General features: G+C 62.1%; 15 protein-coding genes and 1 pseudogene. 9 read left to right on the top strand and 7 right to left on the bottom strand.

Going from position 1 to position 19,547, the window contains the following annotated elements:
• Positions 1 to 142: 142 nt before the first annotated feature.
• Positions 143 to 1,336 carry an NAD(P)/FAD-dependent oxidoreductase gene (locus AC0L3L_RS10900; protein ID WP_473637553.1) on the top strand — a complete coding sequence of 398 codons (1,194 nt, stop codon included), beginning with the start codon at positions 143 to 145 and terminating at the stop codon, positions 1,334 to 1,336.
• Between the two features lie 271 nt (positions 1,337 to 1,607).
• On the opposite strand, the gene AC0L3L_RS10895 is transcribed toward AC0L3L_RS10900, so the two are convergent.
• The gene (locus tag AC0L3L_RS10895) at positions 1,608 to 2,546 is read right to left on the bottom strand and encodes an ornithine cyclodeaminase family protein (RefSeq protein WP_473637552.1); all 939 of its coding nucleotides are present in this window, start codon (positions 2,544 to 2,546) and stop codon (positions 1,608 to 1,610) included.
• A 359-nt stretch (positions 2,547 to 2,905) separates the two neighbouring features.
• Between AC0L3L_RS10895 and AC0L3L_RS10890 the strand changes: the two genes are divergently transcribed.
• The 4 genes from AC0L3L_RS10890 to AC0L3L_RS10875 all read left to right on the top strand — a co-directional run bounded on the left by AC0L3L_RS10890 (position 2,906) and on the right by AC0L3L_RS10875 (position 7,700).
• On the top strand, positions 2,906 to 3,724 hold the full coding sequence (locus tag AC0L3L_RS10890; protein WP_473637551.1) for a GNAT family N-acetyltransferase: 819 nt from the start codon (positions 2,906 to 2,908) through the stop codon (positions 3,722 to 3,724).
• 19 nt (positions 3,725 to 3,743) lie between these two features.
• Positions 3,744 to 4,913, top strand: coding sequence for an alanine racemase (locus AC0L3L_RS10885; protein WP_473637550.1), 1,170 nt, complete (start codon positions 3,744 to 3,746; stop codon positions 4,911 to 4,913).
• A 61-nt stretch (positions 4,914 to 4,974) separates the two neighbouring features.
• Positions 4,975 to 6,249, top strand: coding sequence for an NAD(P)/FAD-dependent oxidoreductase (locus AC0L3L_RS10880; protein WP_473637549.1), 1,275 nt, complete (start codon positions 4,975 to 4,977; stop codon positions 6,247 to 6,249).
• Positions 6,246 to 7,700 carry an aldehyde dehydrogenase family protein gene (locus AC0L3L_RS10875; protein ID WP_473637548.1) on the top strand — a complete coding sequence of 485 codons (1,455 nt, stop codon included), beginning with the start codon at positions 6,246 to 6,248 and terminating at the stop codon, positions 7,698 to 7,700. The genes AC0L3L_RS10880 and AC0L3L_RS10875 overlap by 4 nt, the downstream gene beginning before the upstream one ends.
• A 246-nt stretch (positions 7,701 to 7,946) precedes the next feature.
• Here AC0L3L_RS10875 and AC0L3L_RS10870 read toward each other — a convergent pair.
• From AC0L3L_RS10870 to AC0L3L_RS10850, 5 genes and pseudogenes are all read right to left on the bottom strand, one after another.
• Positions 7,947 to 8,625, bottom strand: a pseudogene (locus AC0L3L_RS10870) (aspartate/glutamate racemase family protein).
• Positions 8,626 to 8,804: 179 nt separating this feature from the next.
• A complete protein-coding gene (locus tag AC0L3L_RS10865; RefSeq protein WP_473637649.1) occupies positions 8,805 to 10,130 on the bottom strand; it encodes an NAD(P)/FAD-dependent oxidoreductase in 1,326 nt (441 codons plus the stop codon).
• A gap of 562 nt (positions 10,131 to 10,692) precedes the next feature.
• Entirely contained in the window at positions 10,693 to 11,382 is a 690-nt protein-coding gene (locus AC0L3L_RS10860; RefSeq protein ID WP_473637547.1) for a 4-hydroxythreonine-4-phosphate dehydrogenase, read from the bottom strand.
• 20 nt (positions 11,383 to 11,402) lie between these two features.
• Complete coding sequence (gene pdxA / locus AC0L3L_RS10855) at positions 11,403 to 12,416, bottom strand: 4-hydroxythreonine-4-phosphate dehydrogenase PdxA (protein ID WP_473637546.1); 1,014 nt, start codon at positions 12,414 to 12,416, stop codon at positions 11,403 to 11,405.
• Positions 12,403 to 13,572 carry a four-carbon acid sugar kinase family protein gene (locus AC0L3L_RS10850; RefSeq protein ID WP_473637545.1) on the bottom strand — a complete coding sequence of 390 codons (1,170 nt, stop codon included), beginning with the start codon at positions 13,570 to 13,572 and terminating at the stop codon, positions 12,403 to 12,405. The genes pdxA and AC0L3L_RS10850 overlap by 14 nt, the downstream gene beginning before the upstream one ends.
• Positions 13,573 to 13,647: 75 nt before the next feature.
• On the opposite strand from AC0L3L_RS10850, the gene AC0L3L_RS10845 reads away from it, so the two are divergent.
• From AC0L3L_RS10845 to AC0L3L_RS10830, 4 genes are all read left to right on the top strand, one after another.
• Positions 13,648 to 14,544 (top strand): LysR family transcriptional regulator, encoded by an 897-nt coding sequence (locus AC0L3L_RS10845; RefSeq protein ID WP_473637544.1) that lies wholly within the window; start codon positions 13,648 to 13,650, stop codon positions 14,542 to 14,544.
• A 192-nt stretch (positions 14,545 to 14,736) separates the two neighbouring features.
• On the top strand, positions 14,737 to 15,405 hold the full coding sequence (locus AC0L3L_RS10840; protein WP_473637543.1) for a haloacid dehalogenase type II: 669 nt from the start codon (positions 14,737 to 14,739) through the stop codon (positions 15,403 to 15,405).
• 130 nt (positions 15,406 to 15,535) lie between these two features.
• Positions 15,536 to 16,705: a phosphotransferase enzyme family protein gene (locus tag AC0L3L_RS10835; protein ID WP_473637542.1), complete on the top strand. Its 1,170-nt coding sequence runs from the start codon at positions 15,536 to 15,538 to the stop codon at positions 16,703 to 16,705.
• 85 nt (positions 16,706 to 16,790) lie between these two features.
• A complete protein-coding gene (locus AC0L3L_RS10830; protein WP_473637541.1) occupies positions 16,791 to 18,119 on the top strand; it encodes an aspartate aminotransferase family protein in 1,329 nt (442 codons plus the stop codon).
• 105 nt (positions 18,120 to 18,224) lie between these two features.
• Here the strand turns inward: AC0L3L_RS10830 and AC0L3L_RS10825 are convergent, their stop codons facing one another.
• Positions 18,225 to 19,502, bottom strand: a complete 1,278-nt coding sequence (locus tag AC0L3L_RS10825) for an NAD(P)/FAD-dependent oxidoreductase (protein ID WP_473637648.1) — start codon at positions 19,500 to 19,502, stop codon at positions 18,225 to 18,227.
• Positions 19,503 to 19,547: the final 45 nt, after the last annotated feature.

The following is a 19,547-nucleotide window of genomic DNA, read 5'->3' as shown; positions in this document are numbered from 1 at the left end:
CGATTTTTGAGTTCGTGAGGGCGATGATGACGCTTCTTTATCATTCAGGGCTATCGAATCCAGGACTTGATTGCCATCTGGCGCCTCTGACAGCGGGTAGTCGTGTTGAGAGGCATCCCTCAACGAGACCGGGCAAGCAGCAATGAAGACTCAAATAGTCGTCATTGGCGGTGGGGCTGGAGGTCTTGAACTCGTGCGGCGGCTCGGAGCACGTCTCGGCCGTAAGGATTTCGATATCATTCTTGTGGAGCGGAACCACACCCATGTCTGGAAGCCGCTCCTCCATGAGGTCGCGGCCGGATCACTCGACGCAAATCTTGACGAAGTTGGCTACCGCGGACACGGGCACCGTTGGGGCTACCGCTTCTTCTACGGGTCGTTGGAGGCCATCGATCGCACAGCGCGGCAGGTCATAGTGGCGCCGATTTTCGACGATGACGGGTCGGAGCTGGTTGGTCGACATCGGCTCAGATACGATTACCTCGTTATCGCAATCGGGTCGGTTTCAAACGACTTCGGTACTCCCGGAGTCAAGGATCACTGTCTTTTCCTCGAAGACCGTCATCAAGCGGATCGCTTTCGATTGAAGTTGTTGAATCATTGTCTTCGAGTTTCCAGGACAATGTCAGCTGATCCAACCGACGACGCGTTTGTCGATATAGCTATCGTAGGTGGCGGTGCGACAGGCGTTGAACTCGCTGCTGAACTCTACAATGCTGCATCATCTCTTAGACACTATGGCCTGGAAGTCTTCGACGAGACCCGGCTGAGGGTCACATTGATAGAGGCCGGGCCGCGAATTCTTCCGGCTCTCCCAGATGCTTTAGCAAAGGCCGCACATCAGGAACTTGAGGCCCTCGGCGTCCGGGTGCTCGCAAACACAGCTGTATCGGAAGCAACGGAAACGGGATTGAGGTGCGCTACCGGGGAGCAGATACACGCCAATATTTGCGTGTGGGCTGCAGGAGTGCAGGGGGCAAATATTCTAGGAGAGCTCGACGGACTTGAGGTGGCGCGTAGCAGGCAACTTGTCGTCCTTCCCACCCTCCAAACGAGCCGGGACGAGCGCATCTTCGCTATCGGCGATTGCTGCTTTTTCAAGCCAGAAGGGGCGGGCGGCCCGGTGCCACCACGAGCTCAGGCGGCCCACCAGATGGCATCGACCGCTTATCGCAACATTCTTCACTTGATTGCTGGGGAAACGCCGGAAGCATTTGTCTATCGGGACAAGGGCTCGTTAGTGTCGTTGAGCCGGTTTTCCACCGTCGGTAGCTTGATGGGAAACCTCGTCGGAGGGCGGATGGCGATCGAGGGGCGGCTGGCCAGGATGATCTAGTGTCTTTGTACCGCATGCACTTGGTGGCCATACATGGCTGGATCAAGGGCTTGGCTCTTATTCTGGTCGGCCATGCCAACCGGGTTGTCCGTCCGCGTCTCAAATTGCATTGACGTTGGTTAGGCGCGTGGCAGGCTAGGACACGCGACCGAAGGATGCCGCTGAGGTCTGCATTGCACCTCGCCTGAGCGACGCCCGAGTGGTCTTGCCGCATGCCGCCATCGCTAACGGTGGTGCGTGGTACAGCAGCGCTGCGGGCTAGCACGTTAGATCAGCGGTGGGACGCCTTTGCGCGGATCAGCGCGTCGGCCAAGTAGAGATCCTGTAGTGAGATACCAGAACTGTCGAAGACCGTGATTTCGTCGTCGAAGCGGCGCCCGGGCGCGCGCTTTTCAATGACGTCGCCGATTGGTGTTACCGCAAGCACCCCAGCGTCGATCTCGTCGCGCAAATGTTGGAACTCGCCGATCTGGACGGACTGGGAGAGCAGATCACAAAACAGACGTGCCCTTGGAAATAAGTCGCTCGGCAATTCGCGCTTGCCCGGAGCATCCGACCCCATGCTGACGATATGAGTTCCGGGTCCCACCCAAGCGGCATCGAACAGCGGTTCGCGTGAGGGTGTCGCCGTCACCACGATGTCGGCCGCGCGCACGGCTTCTTCGGGCAAGGCTGCGCGCGCCTCCAGGCCCGATTCGCCGATCTGGTCGATAAGAGCGTCGCGGCGCGGCGAAGGCCGGGCCACGACCAGCACGGTTTCGATTGGGCGGATGCGTGCCAGCGCCATCACTTCGAAGCCCGCCTGGTTGCCGGCGCCGAATATCGCCAGAACCTTGGCTTGCTTGCTCGCAAGAAGACCGGCCGCAACCGCGTCGGCGGCGGCCGTCCTGTAGGCGTTGACCTTGCCGGCCTCGATTACGGCGCCGAGCCGACCTGTATGCTGATCGAGCAGCACGATGGTGGAGTTGTGGCGGGGAAGGCCACGTGCCGGGTTGCCCGACCAGAAGGAACCAATTTTCACTCCAGTCAGGTCGTCCGACGAACCGGATTTGATTGAGAAGGTATTGGTCGCCTCCTGTGTGCGCCCGAGAACAGCGGGAAAGACCAAGCTCTGCGGCGATGCTGCCGCCACGAGAGCCTCCCGCGCCGCCTCGAAGGCAAGTTCATGCGTGACGAGGGCGGCTGACTCCTCTTCGCTGATGTAGATCATCCAAAATTCCTTCTGAGCATCGAGCGCTTCGTCGCCGCAGAGTATTCCGGTCTATGGCGTTGGCCAGGCCTGAGATTGCATCCGATGTGGACGGCGTGGAGGTCACGCCCGTGCGAACTCAGCCATGGCGGACGGCGCAAGGCGCCAGATATTCCTCGCCCGATTTGCGCCATATGGCATGCCGACGGACGGCTCAAAACGAATGATCCCGCTGAATTCAAAGGTCAAAACAGCAGCGAAAACTGTCCGCCTGGCGCGACTCTAAGGTCCGACTTCAATCTGACTTTGGATCAAGCGACAGCGTTGCACTTATGGCCGTTGATCATGACAGGGATATCGTCAGCGCCCCGACCGAGCTGATGAAATTCGAGACCCGCCATGTGCCGGGCGCGCTGAAGCTGTCGCAGGAGATGGGCTGGCCCTATCGCCAGGAGGACTGGGAATTTGCCGCGACGGTCGGCAATGGCCTGGTCCTCGAGCGGGCAGGACAGGTGATCGGCACTGCCATGTCCTGGAATTACGGACAGGCCTATGCCACTGCCGGGATGATCATAGTCACTGGCTCCGCACAAGGCGGTGGCAACGGCTCCCAGCTTTTTGACGGGTTGCTTCAGGCCACGGACGGCCGCAACGTGCTGCTCAATTCGACGGAAGAGGGGCTCGCGCTCTATAAGCGGCGCGGCTTCAATGCCTGGGGCACGGTGCTTCAGCACCAGGGCTCGCTGACCGTTGCCGTGACGCAGAGTACCCGCGATGGCATCCGTCAGGCGACGGTCCCAGACCTCGCGGCGATCCAGGCCTTCGACGAACGGGCCACAGGCATGCCCCGGCTGTCGATGGTGGCTGGCCTCGCTGATGCGGGCAATGTTTTGGTCATCGAACGCGCGGGGCGTATTGCAGGCTACGCCATCGCCAGGCGGTTCGGCCGCGGCTACGTGGTCGGCCCTGTTGCAGCCGAAAGCGCCCAAGACGCGCGACTCCTGATCCTGGCCCAGCTTGCGACGCTTCACGGCCAATTCGTGCGCATCGACGTCTATGCCGAACACGGGTTGGGCGACTGGCTGGGTAGCCTGGGCCTCGCGCGCGTCGGTGCTGCGATCGCGATGGTCAAGGGGCGACGGCCCGTCTCCGACGGGACGGCCCGCATGTATGCCGTGGCAAATCAGTCGTTCGGTTAAGGAATGAGGTAGGGGAGCGATGGATACGAGTGTAAAGACACGTGAAGCGGCCCAAACGATCGACGCCCTCATCACCCCGTCGCTGCTTCTGGACCGGGGACGGCTCGAGCGCAATATCCAGCGTCTGGCCGAGCATGCCAGAAAGCTTGGCGTGGTGCTGCGCCCGCATATGAAGACGGCCAAAAGCATCGACGTCACCCGGTATGTGTTCCCCGGCGAACCCGGTCCGATCACGGTCTCGACCATCGCCGAGGCGGAGTATTTCGCCGGTCACGGCTTTCGAGACATGACTTATGCGGTCGGCATGTCGCCGGCTTCGGTCGTCCGCGCCATGGAGCTTTGTCGCCGTACCGGCGCTGATGTGAAGCTGTTGCTCGATTCCGTGGAGCAGGCCGACGCCCTTGCCGGTGTACGCGAGGACACCGGCGTGACGCCGTCCGTCTTCATCGAACTGGACTGCGATGACCATCGCGGTGGATTGAAGCCGGACGATCCCAAGCTGCTCGAGGTGGCCAACAGGGTCGTCGCAGCAGGCGCCAACCTGGTTGGCGTCCTCGCCCATGCCGGCGAGTCCTATGGCTTGAGCACGGCCGATGCGCTGGTCAAGGCAGCCGAGAACGAGCGTTCGGCCACCGTGCGCGCCGCTGAAATCCTGCGCGCTCACGGTCATGCCTGCCCGATCGTCAGCCTCGGCTCGACGCCGACGGCGCACTTCGCCGAGAATCTGGAAGGCGTCACCGAGTTGCGCGCCGGGGTCTACATGTTTTTCGACCTCGTCCAGCACGGGGTCGGGGTCTGTGCCATCGATGATATCGCGATTTCCGTGTTGGCCACCGTGATCGGCGCCAAGCCGGAAAAAGGATGGGTCCTGGTCGATGCGGGGTGGATGGCGCTGTCGCGCGACCGTGGAACCGCAAACCAGCCGATCGACCAGGGTTACGGCGTGGTCTGCGACCAAAAGGGCCGGGTGCTCGAAGATGTAGTCGTGTCCCAGGCCAGCCAGGAGCACGGCATCCTCGCCATCCGTGCTGGTTCTGGAAAGTCCATGCCCGATTTGCCGCTCGGGGCTCGGGTCCGGATTCTGCCCAACCATGCCTGCGCGATGGCCGCCCAGCATCACTTCTACGCCGTCGTCAACGGGGACAGTCCCAGGATCGAAGCGCGTTGGGAGCGGATCCGCGGATGGTAGGGGCTCCAATCGCAACGCTTTGCATGGCGCCCATGCAAACTGACGCACTGGTGGTGCAACTATGAAGCTTACATCTTATTGGCTGGACACCTCTCAGCCGTTCAATGAGGGCACGTCCAAACCGCTCGAAGGCCACTACGACGTGGCGGTTGTGGGCGGCGGCTTGACTGGATCCTCCGCGGCGCTGGCCCTCGCCAAGAAGGGCGCCCGGGTTGCACTGTTGGAGGCCGAAACGATCGGCAACGCCGCGTCGGGGCGCAACGGAGGCATGTGCAACAACGGCTTTGCCCAGAACTACGCGATCATGGCCGGCAAGTACGGCACGGATGCCGCTAACGCGCTCTACAAGGCCTTCGACGCTGGCGTCGATATGGTCGAGCGGCTGGTGCAGGAAGAACGGATCGACTGCAGCTTCGCCCGTGTCGGCAAGCTCAAGCTTGCGGCCAAGCCTGAGCACTACGACATGCTGGCGCGCAGCCAGGAACTCTTGGCGGCCAATGTCGATCCCGGAACCAGGATGATCGCGCGCGCCGACCTGCTAACCGAAGTCGGCACCAACCGCTACTATGGTGGGCTGCTGTTTCCCAAGAGCGCCAGCATGCATGTCGGCCGGTTCGTCCGGGGTCTGGCGACCGCCGCGGCACGGCGTGGCGCCGAGGTCCATGAACGGGCTCCCGTCATCGCGATGCGCAAGGTCACCGCCGGGCATGAAGTAGAGACCCCGCGCGGCAAGATCGTCGCGCGTCAGGTCCTGCTGGCGAGCGGCATTTCCCAGGTTGGTCCGCTCGGATGGATACGCCGTCGCATCGTGCCGGTCGGCGCCTTCTTGATTGTGACGGAACCGCTGTCGCCTTCGCAACTCGAGCGCCTCATGCCGACCCGACGCAATGTCGTCGACACGCGCAACCTCGTTGTCTACTGGCGGCTCACGCCGGACAATCGTATGCTGTTCGGCGGGCGAGCGCGGTTTGCGGTGTCCAATCCTCAATCCGACGAAAAGAGCGGCCGCATCCTGAAAGCGGCGATGGTCGAAGTCTATCCGGAACTGGCCAGCACCCGGGTCGATTACTGCTGGGGCGGCATGGTAGATATGACCCGCGATCGCCTGCCGCGCGCCGGAGAGCGCGACGGCATCTACTACTCAATGGGCTATAGCGGACACGGCACCCAGATGTCGACGCTGATGGGCAGCATCATGGCCGAGGTCATGGACGGGCGCCCCGATCTGAACCCCTGGAAGGATTTCGACTGGCCGGCGATCCCTGGATACTTCGGGCGTCCCTGGTTCCTGCCGATCCTCGGTGCCTATTACCGCATGAAGGACCTCGTGACATGACCACGCCCCTTGAACACCTGTCCCGCAACGGCCGCCTGGGCAGGTTCTTCATCGACGGCGAATGGCGCGAGCCGCGGGGCACCGCCACGGGCGTCGTGGTCAATCCGGCCACGGAAGAGGTTGTGGCCCCGTTTCCGCTCGGAAACAGCGAGGACGTGGACGCGGCCGTCTCGGCGGCCCGCCGGGCATTCACCACCTGGAGCCGTACCAAGCCGGAACACCGCGCGGGTCTGCTTGATCGCCTGCAGGCGCTGCTCGAAGCGCGCCGTGAACTGCTTGCACAATGCCTGACACTCGAAATGGGCGCGGCGATCGGATATGCGCGCACCGCGCAGGTTCCGCTCGCGATCGCCCATGTGAGGGTCGCTCGCGATGTCCTGACAGCCTTCCCCTTCGTCGAGCAGCGCGGCCACACCGCCGTCACCCACGAACCGATCGGTGTCTGCGCCCTGATCACGCCTTGGAACTGGCCACTCTACCAGATCACCGCCAAGGTTGCGCCGGCGCTCGCCGCAGGCTGCACGATCGTGCTGAAGCCGAGCGAGCTTTCTCCCTTGGACGCCCTACTGTTCGCCGAGGCGATCGAAGAAGCCGGCTTCCCTGCCGGTGTCTTCAACCTCGTCAATGGTGATGGCCCAGGCGTCGGTGCGGGTCTCGCCTCCCATCCGGATGTCGACATGATCTCCATTACCGGCTCCACCCGTGCCGGCATCGCGGTGGCCCAGGCCGCCGCGCCGACGGTCAAGCGGGTCGCGCAGGAGCTCGGCGGCAAGTCGCCGAACGTGATCCTGCCCGACGCCAATCTCGATCGCGCCGTTTCGCTGGGCATAGCCGCCGCCTTCCGCAATCTCGGCCAGTCATGCAGTGCGCCGACGCGTATGATCGTGCCGCGCGCGCTGCTTTCCGAGATCGAGTCAATTGCCCAGCGGGCCGCGGATGAGATCGTCGTCGGCGATCCTCTTTCGGAGGCCACCACCCACGGAGCAATCGCCAATCGTGCTCAGTTCGACCGGACCCAAACAATGATCGGCGTCGGCGTTTCGGAAGGCGCAAAACTTCTCACCGGCGGACTGGGCCGTCCGGACGGCCTAGATGTCGGGCTCTATGTGAAGCCGACCATCTTTTCCGACGTGCGCACGGGCATGCGCATCGCTCAGGAAGAGGTCTTCGGGCCAGTTCTGTGCATCATCCCCTACGACACAGTCGAGGAGGCCGTCACCATCGCCAACGATACGGTCTATGGCCTCGGGGCCCATGTGCAGGGCAGGGATATGGACGTCGCCAAGTCCGTCGCCTCGCGGATTCGCGCCGGTCAAGTGCATCTCAACTACCCGGCGTGGGATCCACACGCGCCATTTGGTGGCTTCAAGCAATCGGGAAACGGACGCGAATACGGCCTCGAGGGCATGTTGGAGTATCTCGAGGTCAAGTCCATCCTCGGTTATTTCTAGGCGACATCTTCGCCATGCGCAGGGGGCGCAGGTGGCGCCATCTATGTCAGTGGGCCGGGCGGATCGTTAACCAGTTAAAGTGAAGACTGCGCGGCTCGCTGTGCCTGTCGCCGAGCTCTCAGGCAGCAACCAGCAGGACGTGGTGTTCGGGCGCGAAATCCACTCGAATCCCAAGTGCTCGTGGTCGATGAGCGAGGAAGGTGTGGATGTCGGCTCAAGAAGCGAAATCTATCACCAGTTGCGCGCTCACCGCTCCAAACGCCGTTTCACGTTTTCAACCCCAAGTACGGGGCTGGTCAGGACTGGAAGACTGTGGGCCGTGCCCCGCACCGCACGAGCCATCGAAGCCTGCGCAAAAACGACCACATCGACCTTCTTCGACAGCTCTTCGAGAGCTAGGCGGATTTGCGCGTCATGGGCTTCGACGTCCCCGCCGGCGAGGAGTTGAAACGCTCCCTCAACAAGCACATCGTCGATCGCTACATCCTTGCCCGCCTCGCATGCCTTGCGCTTCAGCAGATCCACGGTCGGCACCAGCGTTGTGGACAAGGTCGCCAGGACACCTATGCGGTTTCCATGCTCGACAGCGGCTTTGGCCATGCCTTCATCAATACGGAACAGCGGCACAGGACAAAGCGGCGCAATGGCATCGACTGCCGGTCCGAGAGTCGAGCATGTGACGACAATCGCATCTGCCCCGGCGTCGACTGCCGACCATACGTAGGTAGCAAGCCTTCGTTTCGTCAGATCGGATAGCGACCCGCGCTCAATGGTATTTCTCAAGAGGCTCTCGTCGAGGATCGCGAACGGCTTCCAGTCGGGCAAATGTTCTTTGGCGAGGCCCTCGAACTCGGAAAACAAGGCTGGAAACCGTGTGGATGAAAGCCAGCTTTCTGGCGGAAGCGCTCGTGGTTTGATTTGGCATGTGGTTTCCATCAAGTTGCTGGAAGCTGAGTTGGCGGAACTGGATGTCTTGACCAGTTCATCAACCTGGTCCCTCGTGAGAATCCTCTTCACCAAACGGTCCGGATCGCGCTTAGGCCAGCCGATATGCAGATCCGCGATCGCACGGCGCTCCTTGCTGTCGCCATGCGGTCAATTGCATCAGAAGTCGCCAACTTCAATTTTCGATCTGTCCGTGAAGCGCGACATGCGGAACGGAGTCGGATCGACGCATGCCGCGCCACCGGCGACCAGATCCGCCGCCAGATGGCCCAACCCGGGGCCGGCGCCGAAGCCGTGTCCGGAACAGCCTGCGGCGACGAACATGCCGCCGATGCTGTCCACCGGGGAAATCACCGGCACCGCGTCCGGTGTGGAATCGATATACCCGCCCCAGGTGGACACGACGCCGGCATCGGCAACGCTGGGGAACATCGCTTTGACCCGGGTCTTGATGGTCGCCAGCATCCGCTGGTCGGGCGCCGGATCGAGGACGCGGATGCGCTCGAAGGGGGTCGGCTTGTCGAGATGCCAGCGACGCATTGAATCCGGACCTTCGAAGAACGAGCGGCCGATGCCGATCTCGACCGCCTTCAGCCGTTTCATGAACATCGGCAGAAACGGGCGGACATAGCGGATGCCCTGCGGGGTGATCTCCAGGGTCGCCCGGCCGCTGACGGCGATCGTGTAGCTGCCATCGAGCCGGCGCGTCATGGCAAAGTCGGGGGTAAAGACGGCCTCGCCGAAATCCGGTGCCGGACCGGTCCGCAGGGCGGTCTGACGGACGCTGGCCAGCGGCATCGACACCGCATGCATACGCAGGAAAGCCGATGCCCAGGCGCCGGCGGCGCATAGCACCGCACTGGTGCGGATAAGGCCTTTCTCGGTGACGACGCCGCTCACTTGCCCATTGGTGATATCCAGGCCGCGTGCCGCGCAGTTCTGATGAATGGTCGCGCCATGCTTGCGGGCGCCTTCGGCGATCCGAGGAGCGGCCAGCCAGGGCTCGGCCTTGCCATCGTCTGCCGCGTGGACACCGCCCAGCCATTTGCGGCCGCCAGCCGCAGGAACGGCGGCAGTGGCCTCGTCGGCCGTAAGCATCCGCGTCTTGACGTCGAACCGCCGCGCAACGGCGCGCCACTTGTCCCATTCGGCGAGCTGCTTTGGATCCGCGGTCGCATAGATGAGCCCGCAACGGCGGAAGCCAAGGTCGTGCCCGATCTCTTCGGTCAGCTCTTCCCACAGCCGCAGCGCCAGATTGGCAAGTGGCAATTCACGTGCATCGCGGTTCTGCCGACGGCACCAGCCCCAGTTCCGGCTTGACTGTTCGCAGCCGACATACCCCTTTTCGATAAGCGCCACCGACAGGCCGCGCCGCGCCAGGAAATAGGCCGCGCTGGCGCCGACAATCCCGCCGCCGATCACCACGACGTCCGCTGACTTGGGGAGCGTTTCATCACTGCTGATGTGGTGGATAATAGGGGACATAGGGCCTCGGCAATCAATGAGCGCTAGCAGTATCGGCGACTGGTGCCGCAGAATGCACTGACTGCAGCGGCATTTCGGTATTTTGCGCCGAATATCGCCGGCATCCGGCAAGTGACGGCGATTTTATCGTCTTCAAGAGCCGCGGCGCTGCCGTTTTTGACGCTTTAAAATCAATGTCATAATCTCTTGACGAAGTTCCATAATCGTCTTCCGCGTGTTCGGTGGCATTCGGCGGCGCGGTATCTACGACAACATGAAGACCGCAATCGACAAGGCCGGCCGTGGCAAGGAGCGCGACCGTAAAATGCCTCAGCCCCTGAGGAGGTCACAGATTTGAAGCGCCGATTTGAATTTTGAATAATGTCCGTTTGAGCGGCTGGTCGAAGCGGATGATCCCAAGCCTCGCTGATGCTGCCTCTGAGGTTCCGAAATAGGGGTCCCGTCGGAATGGATAGCGCAAGCTGGAGGCCAGCGGTTCTCGAGGGCTCCATCTTCCGGTCGGCCTAGTCGGCTCGAAGCTGCGATTTTGGCCAAGTGAAGAACGAAAGTCGAACGTTGCTGTCTACCAGGATCGTTCCTCACCTCCCATGCTCTCTTGATGTCCTTCGAGGCACGCCGAGATCGCTCGCAGCTGGAATTCCAGTGCGGGGCCCTCTGCCGGGAACCGGCCGTCCAGCGCAGAGGTACCGACGGTAAATCCCGCTGCGCCACTCTTGCGAATAGTCTCGATCTGATCCGGGCGATCCACCGATCCCGCGACAATGACGGGCTTGGGCACAGCTCGGCACACAGCGTCGATGAGAGACGGCACATTGCCTGCCGAGCGGTAGGCGAGAAGGTCGAGACCCTCGACCCCGGTATGGCTGGCGAGCGCGACAGCGCTTTTGACGATCTCGGCCTGCGATCCTTCGAGAATGCTCGGGTGCCCGACAACCCGGCCCGGAAACGGATAGTAGCGGATTAGCGTTCCTTCCAGCAGCGGCAGCACGTCTTGGGCATGGGTGCCACCGAGCAGGTAGTCGACGCCGAGGTCGATCGCCGCCTTGACCGAGCGGACCTCGCTGTCGCGATCGAGCGATACGACCTCGAGATATGTACTGGCTCCGCCCGCGCGGATCTGGCGGGCGAGGTCGGCGAGCGCGTCGAGCGGCAGGCCGATGTCCTTGAAGCCGATGTGGCGGATTCCGGTGCGGAGCGCCGTTTCGACGTGGACGGCGGCGTCGGCCACGGTGCGGTCGTTGCGCGTCAGCATGAAGATAAAGTCGAATGGTGTCATGGGGTGCCGGCTTTCTGGTTCTGGAGGGAAGCCTTGAGCCGAAGGGCGTAGTCGAAGGCGGTCTCAAGGCTGGAGGGGTTGGCAACGCCGGACCCCGCGATGTCGAAGGCGGTGCCGTGATCGGGGCTGGTGCGCACGAACGGCAGGCCCAGCGTAATGTTCACGCCATGGTCGAGGCCCATGTATTTGACCGGGATGAGGCCCTGGTCGTGATACTGCGCGACCACGATGTCGAAACGGCCCTTGCGGGCCTGCATGAACACGGTGTCGCCGGGCCACGGGCCGGATGCGTCGATACTTTCGGCACGGGCCGCCTCGATCGCCGGCCGGATGATGCGGATTTCCTCGTCTCCAAAGAGACCGCCTTCGCCGGCATGCGGATTGAGGCCCGCGACAGCGACGCGTGGATGGGCGATGCCGAGCGCCTGCGCACCGGCATGGGCCAGCCGGATCGCGTCCATCTGCGACGCGAAATCGCCTTTGCGGATCGCCTCGGACAACGAACAATGGATGGTGACGAGGACCGTGCGAATGTCCTCGTTCGCCAGCATCATGGCGACCTTGGGAGCCCCGCCATGATCGGCCAGGATTTCGGTGTGGCCGGGATAGTGCAGACCGGCGGCGGCGAGTGCTTCCTTGTGGATCGGCGCCGTAACGATGCCGCCCACGCGACCGTCCCGCGCCAGTCGGATGGCGAGGACGATGGCGTCGAACGCCGCGCGTCCACTGGTGGCCGAAACCTGGCTGACCGGTGGCAGGACGCGAAGCTGCGAGGAGCAAAGCACGTTGAGGGTTCCGTCCTCGAGCACGGTCTCATCGAGGGAAGCGATCGGCCGGACCCGCACATCCGTATCCAGCGCGCAAAGGGCGTGGTTCATCACCAGCGGATCACCGACGACGATCCAGTGCCGCATGTCCGGCCGACGGAGATACATTTTTGCGATGATCTCGGGGCCGATGCCGGAGGGATCACCCATGGTCACGGCGAGAGGAGCGTCATGGGCGGTCATGGATTAGAGCCTTTCGTGAAAGCGGTTTGGCCAGCAGGTCGCGGGCGGCATCAAGGAGTGCCGAGGGTGAGCCGAACCCTCCCGCCTTCATGGCGATGGTGAGCGACGTTCCGTCCTCCCGTTCGGCGCGGCCGACCGGAAAGCCGGGCTCCAGCTCGCGGGTGAGACAGAAACGGCTGATGCCGAGGCGGTCGAGGATCGCCGCCATCGTCTCGCCGCCGGTGGCGATCACCGCGTCATAGTCATGCCGGGCGACCGCTGCGGCTGCTTGTCCGGCGAGGTTCGTCGTCACCGCGCTGGCATTCTCCTGCCGTTGCAGTGGTGCCCGAAGGCAAATCACACGGTCGTCGCCGGGAGCGTCGGCCAGGTCGGTGACGACGGGAACGCCTTGTACCCGCAAGGTCTCGCATTGGACGCGCGTCACCGGATTGGCGCTTCCTGCGACGATCACCACCCGCCCGGCGGCTTTGCCCGTTACCGGGCGTCCATCCCGCACGGCAGGGACCAGCAATGCCAGCGCGATGGCGAGACCAGGAGAGCCCACCCAAAGAACAGTCTCAGGATCGGGGATGCTGGCGACTTGCCGGTTCAGTACGTCCTGGCTGTCGGCGTCGAGGACCAGAATGGACCCTTTCGTCGCCGCATCGCCGGAACTGTCTGGGGCGAGAATGATCGGTATCCCCAGGGACGGGTCGACCAGATTGGCAATGTGCGATGTGCCTGGGGGATGGACCGGGTCACGGCCGTAGACGCTTTGACTCACGGGAATGCCGTTCACCGTCTGGATCCCGCCGATGGTGAGCCGCCCCGCTTCGGGAAAGGCTGGAGCGATGACAAGCCTGCTCCGGCCGCTTGCGCGAAAGGCGGCGGCGACTTCCACGCGGATACGGCCGCGCAGGGTCGAATCGATCGTTTTGAACAGAAGGCGGGCATTCGAGAGGGCCGACACGGCGTCGGCCGTAGCCTTTCGTGCCTGCGAGATGTCGGAGGCGCGGCTGTTGGTATCAATCGAAGCGATAGCTCCATTCTCCGCGCCGTCGACCTGTCGCTTGATCATAGGTGCATAGCCTCCCGCGAGAAAGGCCGCCGCGCCGTCGGTAGCACTGGTCAGGTCATCGGCGATTATCCCGACGAGGAGGGATGTGTTCTGCTTCATTTGGGTGAGAATAGCAGAACGGTCAGAACCGGTTATCCATATGATCTGACGATTTGTGGTGATATGAAGTCACCAATGAAGCGCTCTGAAGTACCTTCGCTCGACGACCTGCGCGCCTTCCAAACAGTGGCGCGTCTGGGGTCTGTGCGTGCTGCGGCTGCCGAACTCGCTCTGACGCATGGTGCGGTCAGCCGTCGCGTCTCCAAACTGGCAGCCGATCTTGGTCTGCGCTTGCTCGAAGCGGACGGGCGCGGGGTGCGTCTGACCTCCGATGGCGCGAAGCTGGCGGAGGCAACCGGCAAGGCGTTCCATTTAATCACTGATGTCTTGGCAGAAATCAGATCCAGCTCGACGCCCATTCCGATCATCCTGTCCTGCGAGCGCTCGCTGGCGATGCGCTGGCTGATCCCCCGCTTGTCTGGGTTTCAGGATCGATACCCGGATGTCGAGGTGCATCTGTCAACCGGCGGCGGAGGGCTCGACTTCGCGCGTGACCGGGTGACGCTTGCGATCCGCCGACTCGATTTTCTGGTGGACCCGGAATGGACCATCATCAGGCTGATGCCGGAGCGGGTTGGTCCGGTAATGCTGCCATCCCTGCGCAAGCGGTTCGAGAGTGGCGACTATGTGGCGCTCGGATCACGGACGCGACCGAGTGCTTGGGAAGCGTGGCTCGACGCGCACATGGATGCGCCGCGGCCTCGAACGATCCAATTGCTGGATCATCATTTCCTGATGGCAGAAGCGGCCCTGGGTGGTCTTGGCGTTGCTCTTGCACCCCAAGCGATCGCAGCGGATGACGTCGCGAATGGGCGATTGGAAGCACCACTCGGCTTTGATCGCGACGGGACGGACTACGGCCTGATCCATCCGAAGTCGATCATTGTTTCAACCGGCCTCTCCGCATTGCGCGATTGGCTGACCGCAGAGTCCGAGAGATCGTTCAAGCGGCAGGTGCTTGAGAACACCTAAACTAAGAAAATAAGGTCGCCTTTGCGCCCGTATCGGCTCAGGCGGGGCGAAAGAGACAGCACTGCGAAAGGGCGTGCTGGTTTTGCGGTCGACCGGAGGGCCTTCTGCTGAATGACCATGCATTGCGGCACATTCTGCCAAACGCCTGCGATTATGCTCGGCTGATAGAGCAGATTGACAGGAACCAAGGACATGGATCGCTTCCGGCCGAAATACGTGACTTTTGATTGCCACGGCACGCTCATCAATTTCCAAATGGCGGAAGCCGCCAGGGTCCTGTTCGGTCATCTTCTGGATGGGCCGCACATGGACGAATTCATCAGAAACTTCCAGGGCTACCGCCTCGATGAGGTGCTGCAGGACTGGAAGCCTTATGCAGATGTCGTTCACAACGCACTGGAACGCACCTGCCGCCGCAACAGCGTCGCATTCCGTGCCGAAGACGCCGAAACGATCTACAACCGCATCCCCACCTGGGGGCCGCATCCGGACGTACCCGAGGGATTGGCTAAACTGGCCAAGGAAATTCCGTTGGTCACCCTGACGAACTCCATGGTGGCCCAGATTCCGTCGAACGTGGCAAAGCTCGGTGCGCCCTTTCGTGCCGTCTTGACCGCTGAAGAGGCGGGTGCCTACAAGCCGCACTTCAAGGCGTTCGAATACATGTTCGACATGCTGGGTTGCGGCCCGGAGGATATCACGCATGTGTCCTCGTCTTTCCGCCACGACCTGATGTCCGCCTATGATCTGGGGATCAAGAGCAAGGTCTGGGTCAATCGCGGCCACGAGCCGGCCAATCCCTTTTACGAATACACCGAAATCCGCGATGTGACGCAGCTACCAGGCGTTTTCGGACTCTGAGGGGCGAGGATAGGCCGGAGCCCCGCAGAGCACTGCGCCCAATTTCGACGGCTGCCAGCGGCGCCGTCTCAAACACCGCGAGAAATAGACCTGCGGGGCGTCATCGCTGGAGCGCTCGATCTGTCGAAGCATGAAGAACAACGGTCCCCAACAGGCGAGGATTTTCGAATTGGGTGGTTGTGGTGATCTGGTCCCCGATGAAGAAGCTGGTCAGCTCAATGGCTCTATGGCGGCAGGACGCGACCATCTGCCTTACGCGGCAGCTTCAACCGAAGCCTATTTTCGCGCTGCCGGTGCAAGCCTGGCGATGCGGCTGGGCTCCTCCGAACCGGACATGTCGGCGGCACTGCTGAAGCGCCACTACGGATTGACGGGATCGATCGCGACATTGTCCTCCGAGGTTGAGCGCACCGTTGAGGTCAACCTGTCGGACGGCCGCCGGTTGATCCTGAAGACGTCGACAACAGCGGAGGCGGTCGACAGCTTTCGTTTTCAAACCGCCGCCATGGCCGGATTGCAGAGGTTCACGGGCTTCGTTGCACCCGAAGTGCTACGCACGACCAGCGGCGGATTGATGTTTGAGCAAGAGGGGACATGCGGGTACTTGCAGACCCGGATCGAGGGCATTCCGCTGCACCAGGCGACGCCAACTCCCGACCTGCTTTTTCGAACCGGCAGTGCTCTCGCCCGGCTGGACCTAGCACTTGAGCTGGTCAGTGTGCCCGCGGCTCACCGTCCCGTTCTTTGGCATGTCGGTTGCTGGTCGAGGTTGATGGAACTGGAGCAATTCCTGCCATCCGGGAGCATTGCCGATAGCGTACGCGTCGCGATGACGGAGTATGCGGGGTTCGTTGAGCCACAAATCTCTGACGTGGCGTGGCAGGTAACTCATAATGATCCCAGCCCATTCAATATGATGGTGACAGGCCAGGGAATGGGTTTCATCGATTTCGGCGATGGCTGCTGGAGCCCCAGGATCCAGGATCTGGCGATCGCAGCAAGTCACGTCGTAAAGGATCCGACCCTTCCTCTGGGTGGGGCTGAAAATCTTATCGCCGGCTATGCCTCTGTCATTCCACTTTCGGCGCTGGAAACAAAACTGCTCGTCGGACTGATGCGGGCGCGACAAAGCGCATTGATCTTGGTCAACTACTGGCGATCCCACCTTTTTCCGGCCGACGCCCAGTACATCAAAAAGAATGTCGCGCGTGCCGAGCACGGACTTTCCATCCTGGCGCCTCTTGGTGTCGCATCGGGCGAGGCGGCCGTCCTGGCGGCAATGCCGTCGTTTCAGCCGTAACGCATTTCGGTTCGCTCGACCGGCACGGTAGCCAAAAGACGAACCGCGAATTGATCAAGGTACTCTTTCAAATAGGCAGCAGCATATGTCCACAGATCTCATGCCTAATCGCTACAGGCCCGGCGAATCCGACCTTCCCAGGCGCGAGTCCGAGCTAATTGCTCGCCGTGACGAAGTACTTGGGGCCTCCTATCGGCTCCAGTACCGCCGGCCCGTGCACTTCGTTCGCGGCGAAGGCATGTGGCTCTACGACCCTGACGGGCGTGCCTATCTTGATTTCTACAACAACGTGCCGTCGCTCGGCCATTGCCACCCAGAAGTAAACGCCGCAATGGCTGAACAGGCGGGCCGGATAAGCGCCAACACGCGCTATCTCGAGCCAAAACTTATCGACTATGCCGAGCGTCTGGTCGACACTTTCCCAAGCGAACTCGACCGGGTGGTTTTTACTTGCACCGGAAGTGAATCCAACGATCTGGCCCTGCGTATCGCGCGATTTGCGAGCGGCAACGAAGGCGTGATTGTCTCGAGCTACGCCTATCACGGCACCAGCGCGGCTGTCGCCGCGGTTTCCCCGAACCTGGGCGACGCCGTCAAGCTCAGCCCATTCGTGCGCATGGTCTCCTTACCGGGGCCGGCGGGTGTGCCGGAATCACAAGCTGCGGACTTTCTCGAGGCGCAAGTACGCGCGGCCATTGTGGATCTGAACCGTCGTGGCATCGGCGTTGCGGCCCTGCTCATCGACAGTATTTTTTCCAGCGATGGCGTTTGGGTCGATCCTCCTGGCTTCATTGCCAGTGGAGTTGCGGCGGTGCGAGAGGCAGGTGGTCTCGTCATCGCCGACGAAGTTCAGCCGGGTTTTGGGCGAACCGGCGCTCATATGTGGGGCTTTGAACGGCACAGGATCGTTCCCGATCTCGTTACCCTCGGCAAGCCGATGGGCAACGGATTTCCAATTGGCGCGGTCGTTGGTCGCAAAGCACCGATGGAGCAATTTGGCGCCACCTCTCGCTACTCGAACACGTTCGCCGGAAATACGGTTGGCATAGCGACCGCGGACGCCGTGCTGACGATCCTGCAGCGCGACCAGATCCCTCAGAAAGCGCTTGCCATGAGCCAGCGCCTCCGAGCCGGGCTGGAGAAACTCGCGAAGCAGCAGCCCGGAATTCTTGCGATCCGCAACGCCGGTCTGTTCTTTGGCATCGATATAGGGCCTGAGGGTGCCCCGACGGCAAGCCGGCGGGCAATGGCGCTGGATGTCGTGAACGCAATGCGCGACGACGGCGTCCTTGTCAGCACGACAGGGGCCAACGAGGATTCGCTAAAAGTGCGCCCGCCGCTCGTTTGTCAGGCCGAGCATGTCGACCTCTTCCTTGCAGCCATGGAGCGGGCGCTCATCAAGGTCGCAGGCTAGACCGCATGCCTGCGAGCAGGTGGCCTGGTCCCGGTTCCCAGATCCTAGTTCAGTGCGCGCCGAGATTGGCGGTGTCGGTCGGCCACTTGGGGCCTCTCGGCGGGATCAGGCAAGCATATCCTTCAGCCGATAATAGGTGCCCACCATTGGCAGGAACCACGGCTTGCCGGTATGCAGCGGGACGGCATTCCAGTCCATGCCACCGATTGGATTGGTATCTGTGCGGCCCATGGCAATGTCCGCTAGCACACTTCCGATCAGCGTCGAGAGCTGCGCGCCATGTCCTGAATAGCCCATGCCGTAGATCAGGCCATCGGCGGCGCCGGCGCGGGGATAGCGGTCTTGAGTGCAGCCGACGAGACCGCCCCAGCAATAGTCGATTTCGACATCGGCCAGTTGCGGGAACACATCGAGCATCTGCTTGCGCAAAAGCTCTCCGGAACGCACGTCTGTCTTCTGGTTAGAGGCAGCCGAGAACTTCGCACGCCCGCCGAACAAGAGTCTGTTGTCCGGGGTGAGTCGGAAGTAGTTGGCGACGTTGAGCGAGTTCGTGTAGTTCCGATTGCCCGGCAGGGTTGCCGCGACCTCCTCGGGGGTAAGCGGGCGCGTCACGACGATGAAAGATGCAATTGGCATCATCCGTCGCCGATAGTAGTCAAAATTCTCGGTTGTATAGGCGTCGGTCGCAAGGATGACCCGGCGGGCAGCGAGCGAGCCGGTCGGCGAAGTGATCCGCCAGCCATCTGACACCCGGATGCAGGACTGGACGGGATTGTGCTCCCAGATCGTCGCACCATGGCGAGCGGCTGCGTCCGCCATGCCATTGGCATACTGGCCCATATGCATCATCGCCGACTTGGGTGACAGCACGGCGCCGTGAAAGGCCTCCGAACCCAGCTCCTTGCGGACATCGCCACGTGAGAGCCACTCCACCGAGGGGCCTACTTCGCGGCGAAGCTCCTCGCACATGGCCTGCAGCCCCTTCACATGCGATGGCTTGGATGCAAGCTTGAGCTTGCCTCCTCTGCGGAAGCTGCAGTCGATGCCCTCTTCAGCAATGATGGCTTCGATCATGTCGATCGAGTCGTCGTAGGAGCGCCAGAACCGACGAGCCTTGGCCTCTCCAAAGTGCGCTTTGGCCGCACCAAAACTGGCGAAGTGACCACTGTTGAGGTGCCCGCCATTGCGCCCCGATGCACCATATCCGACATGCTCGGCCTCGATGAGTGCGACCTTCACGCCAGACTTGGCCAGTTTGCGCGCGGCATTGAGACCGGTGAAGCCCGCCCCAATTACGGCGACTTCGAAATCGCCGGAGAGGGGTTCGCGGGTCGCCCCAGCAAAGGCTTTCGACGTATCATGCCAATAGGAGGTAAACTTCATTTTGAACACCTCTCGCGCTCGTCGGGACGCCGACAGGATGAAGTG

The sequence above is a fragment of the Mesorhizobium sp. WSM4849 genome (genome assembly GCF_055811385.1).
The sequence above is the reverse complement of the archived record's forward strand: the minus strand, read 5'-3'. Positions and strand labels throughout refer to the sequence as shown.